We start from the raw sequence: 11,115 nt of genomic DNA on the forward strand, positions 1-11,115 counted from the left end.
TCACGCGTTCCTGGCGGCGACCTCGAGCGCGACGGAGCGGAGGGCGGCCCGTAGCGACACGGGCTCCAGCACCTCGACACCGGTCATCAGGGCGAACAGCTGGGTGGCGGCGACCTCTTCGGACTCGGTCCACAGGTCGGTCTCGGACCAGCCGTCGGCGCCGGGCTCGGACGCGGTGTCGCGGGCCTGCGTTGCCGCGAGGGCGCCGACCGCCGTGTGCAGGCGACGCAGCGCGGGCGCGGACAGCCGGACGCGGCAGCGATAGCGCAGCAGCGACCGGTCGAACTGCGCCGACGACGCGGCCCACCAGGCGGCGAGGTCGAAGTCGTCCGGGCGCCAGGCGGCGTCGGGACCGACGGCGGCGGCGTCGATGCGGCTCACGCGGTACGTCCGCACCTGCTGCCGGTGCGCCGCGACGAGGTACCAGGTGCCGCCCTTGAGCACCAGGCCGAGCGGGTCGAGCAGCCGCGACACCGTCCGGTCGGAGCGCTGGTACGAGACGTCGAGCCGACGGCCGGACCACACCGCGTCGGACACCGTGGCCAGCGCCTCCGGCGGCGCCACCTCGCCGAACCAGCCGGGCGCGTCGACATGGAAGCGCTCGCGCAGGCGGGCGGCCCGGCCGCGCAGCTCGGGCGGCAGCATGGCGATGACCTTCGTCTGCGCCGCGACGAGGACCGTGCCCAGCCCGAGGTCGGCCGCCGCGCTCGGGACGCCGCCGACGAACAGCGCGGCCGCTTCGTCGCCGGTGAGGCCGTCGAGCGTCGTGCGCCAGCCCTCGACCAGCCTGATGCCGCCGCCCGGCCCCGACTCCGTCCACAGCGGGACGCCGGAGGCCTGCAGCGCCGCGATGTCGCGGTACACCGTGCGCACCGACACCTCGAGCTCGTCGGCCACCTCGGCCGCCGTCACCATGCGCCGCTGCTGGATCAGCAGCATCATCGCCATCAACCTGCTGGCTCTCACGGCACCGAACCTACGCCAGATCGCTGACAGCGGATGTCAGCAATGGGTCGGCAGCATGGATGTCATGGCGACCTGGAAGCAGTTCGAAGACGAGGTACCCGAGCTGGCGGCGATCGTGCACGCGCAGCTCACGGCCACCAAGCACCACGTGCTCGCGACGCTGCGGGCGGACGGCTCACCGCGGGTCAGCGGCACCGAGGTCGACTTCGACGGCGACCACCTCACGCTCGGCTCGATGCCCGAGGCCCGCAAGGCGCACGACCTGCAGCGCGACCCGCGCTACGCGGTGCACAACAACCCCGGCGACGCAACGATGACGGTGCCGGACGTGAAGATCTCCGGCCGCGCCGTCGAGGTCACCGGCCCCGAGTTCGACGCCTACCAGTCGGCGCACGCCGGCGCGCTGCCGCCGGGACCGTTCCACCTGTTCCGGCTCGGTATCGACGAGGTGGTGCTGGCCGGCCTGAACGACACCCGCACGGGCATGGCGATCACCCTCTGGCGCCCCGGCCAGCAGGTGCGGACGTTCGCCCGCGCTTAGGGGTCGAGGCGATCGAGCAGGTCGGAGACCTCGACGGTAGACCCGGCTGCGCGACCCGCTAAAATATCCACTGGTGTGCCGGGAAGTCTGGTCGGCGTGACATCGTCATGTCCACCACCAGATGAGGTGATCCCGTGCCCCGCCGTCTGTTCGCCCGCTCCACCTGGCCCGAGGCGCAGTACGTCGCGTCCGTGCTGCGCAGCGAGACCACCGGCGGGTTCCTCATGCTGGTGGCCGCGGCCACCGCCATCGTCTGGGCGAACGTCGGCACCGACTCCTACGAGGCGCTGCGCACGGCCACCATCGGCCCGTCGGCGCTGCATCTCGACCTCGACCTCGCGACGTGGGCGGCCGACGGGCTGTTGGCGGTGTTCTTCCTGGTCGCCGGGCTGGAGCTGAAGCGCGAGCTGGTCGTCGGCAGCCTGCGCCGGCCGGCCGAGGCGGCGCTGCCGATCATCGCGGCGGTCTGTGGCATGGCCGGGCCGATCGTCGTCTACGTGGTGGTGAACGCCATCGGCGGCGGTCCCATGACGGGCTGGGCGGTGCCGACGGCCACCGACATCGCGTTCGCGCTGGCCGTGCTGGCCGTCATCGGGTCGCGGCTGCCGTCGGCGCTGCGGGCGTTCCTGCTGACGCTGGCGGTGGTCGACGACCTGCTGGCGATCCTGCTGATCGCGATCTTCTTCACCACCGACGTGCGCATCTGGCCGCTGCTGGGCGCCGCCGCCATTCTCGTCGCGTACGACCTCATGCAGCGCCGCGACATCAGCGCCTGGTGGCTGTACGTGCCGATGGGCGTGGTCGCCTGGGCGCTCATGCACGAGAGCGGCGTGCACGCCACCGTCGTCGGCGTCGCGTTCGGCCTGCTGACCAGGGCACACCGCAAGGAGGGCGAGGAGCAGGCGCCGGCCGAGCGCATCGAGCACCGGGTCCGGCCGTTCTCCGCGGTGCTCTGCGTGCCGGTCTTCGCACTGTTCGCCGCCGGCGTCACCATCTCGTCCGACTCGCTGCGCGAGGTGTTCACGCAGCCCGTGGCGCTGGGTGTCGCGCTGGGGCTGGTCGCCGGCAAGGCCATCGGCATCTTCGGCGGGACGTACCTCACCGCCCGGTTCACCCGTGCCGAACTGAGCAACGACCTGACCTGGGGCGACGTGTTCGGGCTGGCGACCATCGCGGGCATCGGCTTCACCGTGTCGCTGCTGATCGGCGAGCTGGCGTTCCGCGACGAACCCCACCACGCGGAACTGGTGAAGACGGCGGTGCTGGTCGGTTCGCTGCTGGCGGCGCTGCTGGCCACCATCGTGCTCGGCCGGCGCAACGTCATCTACAAACGGCTGGCCGACGAGGAGGCCCGCGACGACGATCACGACGGCATCCCGGACGTGTACCAGGCCGAGGAACGGGGCACTCGGCCGTGACCGGTCGGCCCGTCTATGCGACCAGGCCCCTCGACCTGCTCTAGAGTCGAACACGAGGCCACGCCGGCAGCTCGCCGCCGCGGCCGACGTGATTCGTGACTACTGCGACGAGGGGGTTCCGATGGCCGCGCGGGCAACCAGTGAGGCCGACGGCTCGGCCTCCATCGGCCAGCTCGTGGCCGCCATCAAGGACGACGTCACCGGGCTGGTCCGCGACGAGATCGAGTTGGCGAAGGCCGAACTGAAAGCGGACGCCAGAGAGGCCGGGCTCGGCATCGGCCTCATCGCGGCGGCGGCCGTCCTCGGCCTGCTGATCGCCATCCTCGGCTCGTTCGCCCTCGTGTACGGCGTCCATGCGCTCGGCCTCGGCCTCGGCTGGTCGTTCCTCGTGGTGACCGGTTTCTACCTGCTCGTCGCACTCATCCTGCTGCTGGTGGCCCGGGGCCGTCTCGGCAGGATCTCCAAGGCCGAGCGGACGAAGACCACCGCCCGCGCGGCCGCCCACGCCCTGAAGAGGTCCAGCAGCAGCACGTGATCACCAACGACGCACATCGCCAGACGGTCGAGATCCCCGGCCCCTGGACGCATCGGACCGTCGCCGCCAACGGCGCGCAGTTCCATGCGGCGGAGATGGGAGACGGCCCGCTCGTGCTGCTCCTGCACGGGTTCCCGGAGTTCTGGTGGGCCTGGCGGCACCAGCTGCCCGCGCTCGCCGCGGCCGGCTGGCGCGCCGTCGCGCTCGATCTGCGCGGCGCCGGCGGCAGCGACAAGACCCCGCGCGGGTACGACGCCTTCACGTTCGCCGCCGACATCACCGGCGCGATCCGCTCCCTCGGCGAGCGCCGCGCCGTGCTCGTCGGGCACGGCTGGGGCGCCTACGGTGCGTGGACGGCGGCGGCCATGCGGCCCGCGCACGTCGACGCGCTCGCCGTCCTGTCGATGCCGCATCCCCTGGTGCTGCGCCGGCACCTGCTGAAGGGCCGGCTGCGGCGCAGCGGCTCGCTGGCCTGGGTGCAGACACCGATGGCGCCGGAGCGCCGGCTCATCGCCGACGACGGCGCGCACGTCGAGACGCTGCTGCGGCGCTGGTCGGCGCCGGGGTCGGCGTTCCCCGACGACGAAGCGTCGCGCCACTACCGCGCGGCCATGCAGCTGTGGCCGGCCCCGCACTGCGCGCTGGAGTACCAGCGCTGGCTGTTCCGCTCGCTGTTCCGCGGCGACGGCCGCCGGTTCGCCAAGCGCGTCCAGGACCCGCTCACCATGCCGGTGCTGCAGGTGCACGGCGTCCAGGACTCCAACTTCGACATCGAGCTGGCGGCGGCGTCGCGCGAGCTGGTGGCCGGCGAGTACCACTGGCTGTCGGTGGAGGCGGCCGGGCACTTCCCGCACGAGGAGACGCCCGACGCCGTCACCGACGCGCTGCTGGACTGGCTGGTGAAGCAGCGCGACCGGCACGACTGAGCTATGATCATCGACGTTCGTGTTGCTGCGAGGAGCTGAGAGGACGTGAGGGTGATGTCGGCGCGACAGGCCGTCGTGGCCTGACCTCACTCTGACCTCATTCACCCCGAACACGAACGGGATTCTCTCTCTTATGCACTCGCAGTGGATCACGCGCGCCGAAACCGGCGCCGACATCGCGGCCATCCGCGACATCACCATCGCGGCGTTCGACCGCCCGGACGAGGCCGACCTCGTCGACCTGCTCCGCGCCGACGAGGCGTGGATCGACGGCCTGTCGATCGTCGCGGCCGCACCCGACGGCATCGTCGTCGGGCACGCCCTGCTGACCCGCTGCCACATCGGCGACACCCCGGCGCTGTGCCTCGGGCCGTGCTCGGTGCGGCCGGGGCAGCAGAAGTCCGGCGCCGGTTCGGCCGCCATCCGGGCCGGGCTGCAGGCCGCCTACGACCGCGGCGAGCGCTTCGTCACGGTGCTCGGGCACCCGGAGTACTACCCGCGGTTCGGCTTCGGCCGGGCGTCCAAGCACGGCATCGGCGTGGGCTTCGACGTGCCCGATGACGCGCTGATGGCGCTCACGCTGGACGACGCGCACCTGCTGCCGTCCGGCACCATCCGGTACGCGGCGCCGTTCGGCGTGTGACCCGAGCCGTCGGCGCGGTCAGGTGCACGAGCCGGTCGAGACCGGCTCGGTGGCCTCGGCCGCGTCGGCGGCGACGTCGGTGAACTCGCTCGGCGCCAGCGCGTAGCCGGTGTCGGGGTCGGTCAGCGACGCCGCGAACACCACGCCCAGCACGGTGCCGTCGGGCGAGATGAGCGGCCCGCCGGAGTTGCCCGGCCGGATGCTGCCGCGCAGCGAGACGACCTCGCGGGTGATGGTGTTCTCGTCGTAGATGTCGTGCCCGATCAGCTCGTGGACGTCGCGGACGCGGACCTCCTCGCTGCGCAGCGGGCCGTTGTTCGGGTAGCCGATGACGGCGGCTTCGTCGCCGTTGCCGGGGTCGTCGGCCGTCATGGTGAGCTGCGGCAGCGTCAGCCCGGGGACGGACAGCACGGCGAGGTCGGTCTCGGGGTCGAACGCCACCACCTGGGCGGCCAGCGGTTCGCCGTCGGGGAAGGTGACGACCGGCTCGCGGACACCGGCCACGACGTGGGCGTTGGTGAGGATGCGCTCGGGCGCGACCACGAAGCCGCTGCCGGTGATGACCCGCTCGCAGGCGTCGGCCCGGCCGGTGATCTGGACGACGCTCTCGGCCGCCGTGCGCACCTCGGGGTCGCGGCGCAGCAGGCTGCCGGGCGGGCCGACGTCGACGATCGGCTCGGCCGCCCACGGCACCACGACCTGCGGGAACCCGCCGGCCGCGACGACGTCCTCGAAGGCGTCGCGCAGGCTGTCGGGCGAGATCGGGACGGCTTGGTCGACGAGGTGCAGCAGCCGCGACTCGCGGACGCCGGGCGACGCGTACGGCACCGCCGCCGTCGAGATGGCCAGCCCGACGGCCCAGGCGGCCAGCAGCAGCCCGGCGACGCCGAGGACGGCGCCACCGGCGGCGTCGAACTTCTTCGCCGGCTGCGACGACACCTTGGAGCGCACCCAGCCGCCGGCCCAGGCCAGCACGCCCTGCCCGATGGACGCGACGCCGAGCACCAGCAGGACCGCCAGCACCGACACCCCGAGCCCGGGGTCGAAGCCGCCGAGGACCAGCGGCACCAGCAGCAGTCCGGCGACCGCGCCGCCGACGAACCCGACGAAGGACAGGAGGCCGACGACGAAGCCGTGGGTCCAGCCGGTGTAGCCGACCACGACCGCCAGGATGATGATGATGAGGTCGACGGCGTTCAAGCCCAGCGTCACGACCCACCTCGACCTTCACGGCTCAGGCCCATCACCGTGGGCAGCGGCTCGACCAGAGTACGATCCCACGGCTCGGCGAGCCCTGCCGCATCGAACAACGCGGACAGTACGCCCGCCGTGAACCCCCAGATGAGCATGCCACCGGCCCGGAACGCGGGACCGGACTGGCCGGACGGGTAGCGCAGCTGCAGCCGGTGGGCCGGGTCGGTGAGCTCACTGACCGGGACGCGCTGCACCGACGCCACCTCGACGGGATCGGCGACGCGCACCTCGCACGGCTCGCGCCACCACGCCAGCACCGGCGTGACCGAGTAGTTCGAGACGGAGATCCACAGCGGCGGCAGCGTGGTGATGACCTCGACGCCGGCGGGGTCGACGCCGGTCTCCTCGGCGCACTCGCGCAACGCGGTGCCGACCGGTCCGGCGTCGCCGGGCTCGGCGCCGCCGCCGGGGAACGCCGCCTGGCCCGCGTGGCTGCGCAACCCGGCCGCCCGCTCGATCAGCAGGACGTCGGAGCGGCCGTCGGTGTCGCCGAACAGCAGCAGGACCGCGGACTCGCGCGCGGTGTCGTCAGGGGCGGACCATCGACCGGCGTGGTCGGCCCACGCGCCGGTGGCGGCGTCGGCGACGCGCCGCAGCCATGGTGGCGGGCCGTCGGCGGTCGTCATGCACGCGGCCCTTCACGGACCAGTTTGGCGGCCACCTTGGGGTCGGTGGGGCCCTCGCCGTAGGCGGGGCACAGCCGTGCCAGCGGGCACGCCCCGCAGGCCGGGCGGCGGGCGTGGCAGCGGCGGCGTCCGTGCCAGATGACGCGATGCGACAGCATGGTCCAGTCGCTCTTCGGGAACAGCGCGCCGATCTCGGCCTCGACCTTGTCGGGGTCGGTCTGCGTGGTCCAGCCGAACCGGCGCACCAGCCGCCCGAAGTGGGTGTCGACGGTGATGCCGGGGACGTCGAACGCGTTGCCGAGCACGACGTTGGCGGTCTTGCGGCCGACGCCGGGCAGCGTGACGAGGTCTTTCAGCGTGCCGGGCACCTCGCCGCCGAAGCGGTCGACCAGCGCCTGCGACAGCCCGAGGATGGACTGCGTCTTCGCCCGGAAGAACCCGGTGGGCTGGATGATCTTCTCGACGTCGTCGCGCTCGGCCGCCGCCAGCGCGACCGCGTTGGGGTAGCGCGCGAACAGCGTGGGCGTGACGCCGTTGACCCGCACGTCGGTGGTCTGCGCCGACAGCACCGTGGCGATCAGCAACTCGAACGGCGTGGTGAAGTCGAGCTCGCAGTGAGCGTCGGGATACAGGGCGTCGAGCTCGCGGTTGATCTTGCGGGCCCGCCGCGTGAGGGCGAGCTTGGACTCGGTAGCGACCATCGACACCACTTCACTCTACGTTCTGGGACCGACAGGCCCGCGTTTGCGCGGCGAAACCCAGTTGCCCGGGAGCTCGGCGCGAATCCGTACCTGTGCCGCGCGCCGAATTCTGCTGTGTGGGGGCGAATGGTCCGCCATGATGGCCCCACGGCACAATGGGTTGCGGCCGACGTGACGCGAAACACCAGACCGTTGACCGCGCGTGGCTCGACGGCAGGGAGGATCTGGCAGTGGTTGACGACGTTCTACGGAGCGCGCTTCTGTTCCGCGAACTCGATGACGAGGCGGCCGGCGCGCTGCGTGCGTCGATGACCGAAGTGCACCTCAGCCGGGGCGAGACCCTGTTCCGCGAGGGCGACGAGGGCGACCGCGTTTACGTCGTGACCGAGGGCAAGATCAAGCTGGGCCGCACCGCGCCCGACGGCCGCGAGAACCTGCTGGCGCTGCTCGGACCGGGTCAGATGTTCGGCGAACTGTCGCTGTTCGACCCCGGCCCGCGCTCGGCCACGGCCACGGCCGTCACCGACACCACGCTGTGGAGCCTCAGCCACGCCGACCTCACGCCCTGGCTGACGGGGCGGCCCGAGGTGGCCCGCGGCCTGCTGCTGCAGCTGGCGTCGCGGCTGCGCCGGTCCAACGACATCCAGACCGACCTCGTCTTCTCCGACGTGCCGGGCCGGGTGGCCAAGCAGCTGCTGGACCTCTCGACGCGCTTCGGCGTGCCGTCCGAGGAGGGCATGCGGGTCGTCCACGACCTCACGCAGGAAGAGCTGGCCCAGCTGGTCGGCGCGTCGCGCGAGACCGTCAACAAGGCGCTGGCCGACTTCGTGTCGCGCGGCTGGCTGCGGCTCGAGCAGCGCTCGGTGGTCGTCCTCGACGTCGACCGGCTGCGCCGCCGGGCCCGCTGACGCCGTCCGCTCAGCCGGGGGCGCGCAGGTAGGCCAGGGTGGCCTCGACGGTGCTCTCGGCGGCCGGCCAGAGCGCACGGTCGACGTCGGCGTAGACCACCTCGACGACGTCGCGGGCGGTCCGCGCGCCGCCGGCCAGCGCGGCCCGGACCTGCGCGATCCGCTGCCGCCGGTGCGCCACGTACTCGTCGACGACATCGGTGGCGCGCCACCGCAGCGGGCCGTGGCCGGGCAGCAGCAGCGCGTCGGGGGGCACGGCCGTGCGCAGCAGTTCGAGCGACGCCAGATAGTCGCCGAGGTCGCCGTCGGGGTGCGACACGATCGTGGTGCCGCGGCCGAGCACGGTGTCGCCGGTGAACAGCAGCACCGACTCGCCGTCGTCGGCGACGAACGAGACGGAGTCGGCGGTGTGACCCGGGGTGTCCAGGACCGTGAGGCCGAAGTCGTCCAGCCGCTGCCCGTGCGGCGGCAGCTCGGCGTCGGCGCCGCTGGCGGCAGGGTCGCGGGCCAGCACCGGCGCACCGCCGGTCAGCTCGCGGAACAGGTCGACGCCGCCGCAGTGGTCGGCATGGTGGTGGGTGATCAGCCCGACCGACACCGGTCCGAGCGACAGGACCGCGTCGAGGTGCTCCTCCAGCCACGGACCGGGGTCGATGACGACGTTGCCGTCACCGGTCCGCAGCACGTACGTGTTGGTGCCGTCGAGGGTCATCGGGCCGGGGTTGTCCGCCCGCACCAGCCGGCACCACGCCGGCAGCTCCACGTCGGTCACTGCGCGTCTCCTGGGTCGTCGCCGGGGAAGTCGGGGTCGCCGGGCAGCAGCGCCCACACCCGCTCGCCGTCGTCGAGCCAGCCGGGCACGACGGTCTCGACGGCCCGCCCGGCGCCCGCGGCCAGCGCCTCGGCCGTCGTCGCGAAACCGGTGAGCGAGGCCAGCACCACCGCCGTCGGCGGCAGCATGACCCACTCGCCGGCGTCGCCGCGGGCCAGCGCGTCGGCCGGGCGCACCCATTCCACCCGCGACGCCTCGCCGGAGACGTCGGCGGTCGCCTGCCCGGACGGCAGCGCCGCCAGGTAGAACCAGGTGTCGTAGCGGCGTTCCTCGAACCGCGGCGTGATCCAGTGCGCCCACGGCACGAGCTCGCCGGGCGTCAGCTCGACGCCGGTCTCCTCGTGCGTCTCACGGATCGCCGCCCGGACGAACGCGTCGTCCGGGTCGGCGCCGTCGGCGGGGTCGACCTTGCCGCCGGGGAAGGCCAGCATGCCGGCGGCGAAGGCCATGCCGACATGCCGGACGTGCACGTACACCTCGACGCCGGCCGGGGTGTCGCGCAGCAGCGCGACCGTCGCCGACGGCCGGGCCGGGACGACCGGCAGGTCGCCCACGGCGAACGCCCGGGCCCGCTCCGCGATGGGAGCGGGCAGCGCACGCCGGTCCGTCAGCCCACCTCGACGATCATCTCGACCTCGACCGGCGCGTCGAGCGGCAGCACCGTCAGGCCGACCGCGCTGCGGGCGTGCTGGCCGAGATCGCCGAAGACCTTGCCGAGCAGCTCGCTGGCGCCGTTGATGACCTGCGGCTGGCCGGTGAAGTCGGGCGTCGACGCGACGAACCCGAGCACCTTCACGACACGCGTGACGGCGGACAGGTCGCCCACCTCGGCGCGGACCGCCGCCAGCGCGTTGAGGGCGCACTGCTGCGCGCACTCGTACGCCTGCTCGGGCGTGACCTCGCCGCCGACCTTGCCCTTGTGGATCAGCTCGCCGCCCCGTACCGGCACCTGGCCGGACGTGAACACGAACGAGCCGGTGCGCACGGCCGGCACGTACGCCGCGACCGGCTTGGCGACGTCCGGCAGGCTCAGGCCCAGCTCGGCCAGCCGCTCCTCGGGGGTGCCCGTCATTCCGCCTTCTCCCGCTTGAAGTAAGCCACCACGTTCTCGGGGTTCATACCCGGGACGATCTGGACCAGCTCCCAGCCGTCCTCGCCCCAGTTGTCCAGGATCTGCTTCGTCGCGTGCACCAGCACGGGTGCCGTCGCGTACTCCCACTTGGCCATGGGCGCGAGCCTACTGGTCGGCCCTCAGGCCCAGCGCGACCCCTGGCCGAGGTGCTCGTCGAAGACCAGCCAGGTGCGGGTGCTGAGCACGCCGGCGACGTCCTGGATGTGTTCGAGCACGACGTGGCGCAGCTCGCTGTTGTTGGGCGCCCGGACCAGCGCGAGCACGTCGAAATCGCCGCCGACCAGCGCGAAGTGCTCGACGTACGGCAGCGAGCCGAGCGCTGCCGACACCTCGCGCCAGGCGTTCTGCTGGATCGACAGCATGACGTAGGCGCTCGTGGCCAGCCCGGCGCGTTCGGGGTTCACCTGGGCGGAGAAGCCGGTGATGACGCCGTCGGCGAGCAGGCGGTCGACCCGGGCGTAGGCGTTGGCCCGCGACACGTGGACGCGTTCGGCCAGTTGCCGAATGGACAGCCGGCCCTGTTCGACCAGCTCAGCGAGGATGCGGCGGTCGACGTCGTCGAGATCGCGGGCAGACGAACGGCCGGTATTCCAGGTGTGACCGCCGTCACCCGGAGACGTTTGGTCGCTCATC

The 11,115-nt window shown here is 72.8% G+C and carries 15 protein-coding genes; 6 read left to right on the forward strand and 9 right to left on the reverse strand.

Annotated elements, in window-relative coordinates:
• Positions 1 to 966 carry a helix-turn-helix transcriptional regulator gene (locus BLV02_RS21430; protein WP_069110053.1) on the reverse strand — a complete coding sequence of 322 codons (966 nt, stop codon included), beginning with the start codon at positions 964 to 966 and terminating at the stop codon, positions 1 to 3.
• Positions 967 to 1,030: 64 nt separating this feature from the next.
• Here BLV02_RS21430 and BLV02_RS21435 point away from each other — a divergent pair, with 64 nt between their 5' ends.
• From BLV02_RS21435 to BLV02_RS21455, 5 genes are all read left to right on the forward strand, one after another.
• Positions 1,031 to 1,507, forward strand: coding sequence for a pyridoxamine 5'-phosphate oxidase family protein (locus BLV02_RS21435; RefSeq protein WP_069110054.1), 477 nt, complete (start codon positions 1,031 to 1,033; stop codon positions 1,505 to 1,507).
• A gap of 134 nt (positions 1,508 to 1,641) precedes the next feature.
• Positions 1,642 to 2,925, forward strand: a complete 1,284-nt coding sequence (gene nhaA, locus BLV02_RS21440) for a Na+/H+ antiporter NhaA (RefSeq protein ID WP_069110055.1) — start codon at positions 1,642 to 1,644, stop codon at positions 2,923 to 2,925.
• A gap of 121 nt (positions 2,926 to 3,046) precedes the next feature.
• Entirely contained in the window at positions 3,047 to 3,460 is a 414-nt protein-coding gene (locus BLV02_RS21445; protein ID WP_069110056.1) for a phage holin family protein, read from the forward strand.
• Entirely contained in the window at positions 3,457 to 4,386 is a 930-nt protein-coding gene (locus tag BLV02_RS21450; RefSeq protein WP_216094060.1) for an alpha/beta fold hydrolase, read from the forward strand. Before BLV02_RS21445 ends, BLV02_RS21450 begins: the two co-directional genes overlap by 4 nt.
• Positions 4,387 to 4,519: 133 nt before the next feature.
• Entirely contained in the window at positions 4,520 to 5,029 is a 510-nt protein-coding gene (locus BLV02_RS21455; RefSeq protein WP_069110057.1) for a GNAT family N-acetyltransferase, read from the forward strand.
• A gap of 18 nt (positions 5,030 to 5,047) precedes the next feature.
• On the opposite strand, the gene BLV02_RS21460 is transcribed toward BLV02_RS21455, so the two are convergent.
• Genes BLV02_RS21460 through nth form a run of 3 tightly spaced genes read right to left on the reverse strand, consistent with a single transcriptional unit; the run spans position 5,048 to position 7,610 of the window.
• Positions 5,048 to 6,241 carry a MarP family serine protease gene (locus BLV02_RS21460; protein WP_083288367.1) on the reverse strand — a complete coding sequence of 398 codons (1,194 nt, stop codon included), beginning with the start codon at positions 6,239 to 6,241 and terminating at the stop codon, positions 5,048 to 5,050.
• The gene (locus BLV02_RS21465) at positions 6,238 to 6,909 is read right to left on the reverse strand and encodes an NUDIX hydrolase (protein WP_069110058.1); all 672 of its coding nucleotides are present in this window, start codon (positions 6,907 to 6,909) and stop codon (positions 6,238 to 6,240) included. Before BLV02_RS21465 ends, BLV02_RS21460 begins: the two co-directional genes overlap by 4 nt.
• Positions 6,906 to 7,610, reverse strand: a complete 705-nt coding sequence (gene nth, locus BLV02_RS21470) for an endonuclease III (RefSeq protein WP_069110283.1) — start codon at positions 7,608 to 7,610, stop codon at positions 6,906 to 6,908. Before nth ends, BLV02_RS21465 begins: the two co-directional genes overlap by 4 nt.
• A 230-nt stretch (positions 7,611 to 7,840) precedes the next feature.
• On the opposite strand from nth, the gene BLV02_RS21475 reads away from it, so the two are divergent.
• Positions 7,841 to 8,518 carry a Crp/Fnr family transcriptional regulator gene (locus tag BLV02_RS21475; protein WP_069110059.1) on the forward strand — a complete coding sequence of 226 codons (678 nt, stop codon included), beginning with the start codon at positions 7,841 to 7,843 and terminating at the stop codon, positions 8,516 to 8,518.
• 10 nt (positions 8,519 to 8,528) lie between these two features.
• On the opposite strand, the gene BLV02_RS21480 is transcribed toward BLV02_RS21475, so the two are convergent.
• The 5 genes from BLV02_RS21480 to BLV02_RS21500 are packed head-to-tail and all read right to left on the reverse strand — an operon-like array spanning position 8,529 to position 11,114.
• Positions 8,529 to 9,230, reverse strand: coding sequence for an MBL fold metallo-hydrolase (locus BLV02_RS21480; RefSeq protein WP_083288410.1), 702 nt, complete (start codon positions 9,228 to 9,230; stop codon positions 8,529 to 8,531).
• 56 nt (positions 9,231 to 9,286) lie between these two features.
• Positions 9,287 to 9,904, reverse strand: a complete 618-nt coding sequence (locus BLV02_RS21485) for an NUDIX hydrolase (protein WP_216094061.1) — start codon at positions 9,902 to 9,904, stop codon at positions 9,287 to 9,289.
• A 53-nt stretch (positions 9,905 to 9,957) separates the two neighbouring features.
• A complete protein-coding gene (locus tag BLV02_RS21490; protein WP_069110061.1) occupies positions 9,958 to 10,422 on the reverse strand; it encodes a RidA family protein in 465 nt (154 codons plus the stop codon).
• The gene (gene sp36 / locus BLV02_RS35785) at positions 10,419 to 10,577 is read right to left on the reverse strand and encodes a Sp36 family protein (protein WP_074946573.1); all 159 of its coding nucleotides are present in this window, start codon (positions 10,575 to 10,577) and stop codon (positions 10,419 to 10,421) included. Before sp36 ends, BLV02_RS21490 begins: the two co-directional genes overlap by 4 nt.
• A gap of 24 nt (positions 10,578 to 10,601) precedes the next feature.
• A complete protein-coding gene (locus BLV02_RS21500; protein WP_069110062.1) occupies positions 10,602 to 11,114 on the reverse strand; it encodes an Lrp/AsnC family transcriptional regulator in 513 nt (170 codons plus the stop codon).
• Position 11,115 lies beyond the last annotated feature (1 nt).

The sequence above is a fragment of the Jiangella alba genome (assembly GCF_900106035.1).
GTDB classification, from domain to species: Bacteria; Actinomycetota; Actinomycetes; order Jiangellales; family Jiangellaceae; genus Jiangella; species Jiangella alba.

What these genes read in the sequence shown, in the direction of transcription:
- BLV02_RS21455 (WP_069110057.1), top strand. Translation starts at nt 4,520, where the DNA reads ATGCACTCGCAGTGGATCACGCGCGCCGAAACCGGCGCCGACATCGCG.
- BLV02_RS21480 (WP_083288410.1), bottom strand. Translation starts at nt 9,230, where the DNA reads ATGACCCTCGACGGCACCAACACGTACGTGCTGCGGACCGGTGACGGC.
- BLV02_RS21445 (WP_069110056.1), top strand. Translation starts at nt 3,047, where the DNA reads ATGGCCGCGCGGGCAACCAGTGAGGCCGACGGCTCGGCCTCCATCGGC.
- sp36 (WP_074946573.1), bottom strand. Translation starts at nt 10,577, where the DNA reads ATGGCCAAGTGGGAGTACGCGACGGCACCCGTGCTGGTGCACGCGACG.
- BLV02_RS21500 (WP_069110062.1), bottom strand. Translation starts at nt 11,114, where the DNA reads ATGAGCGACCAAACGTCTCCGGGTGACGGCGGTCACACCTGGAATACC.
- BLV02_RS21465 (WP_069110058.1), bottom strand. Translation starts at nt 6,909, where the DNA reads ATGACGACCGCCGACGGCCCGCCACCATGGCTGCGGCGCGTCGCCGAC.
- BLV02_RS21490 (WP_069110061.1), bottom strand. Translation starts at nt 10,422, where the DNA reads ATGACGGGCACCCCCGAGGAGCGGCTGGCCGAGCTGGGCCTGAGCCTG.
- nth (WP_069110283.1), bottom strand. Translation starts at nt 7,610, where the DNA reads ATGGTCGCTACCGAGTCCAAGCTCGCCCTCACGCGGCGGGCCCGCAAG.
- BLV02_RS21435 (WP_069110054.1), top strand. Translation starts at nt 1,031, where the DNA reads ATGGCGACCTGGAAGCAGTTCGAAGACGAGGTACCCGAGCTGGCGGCG.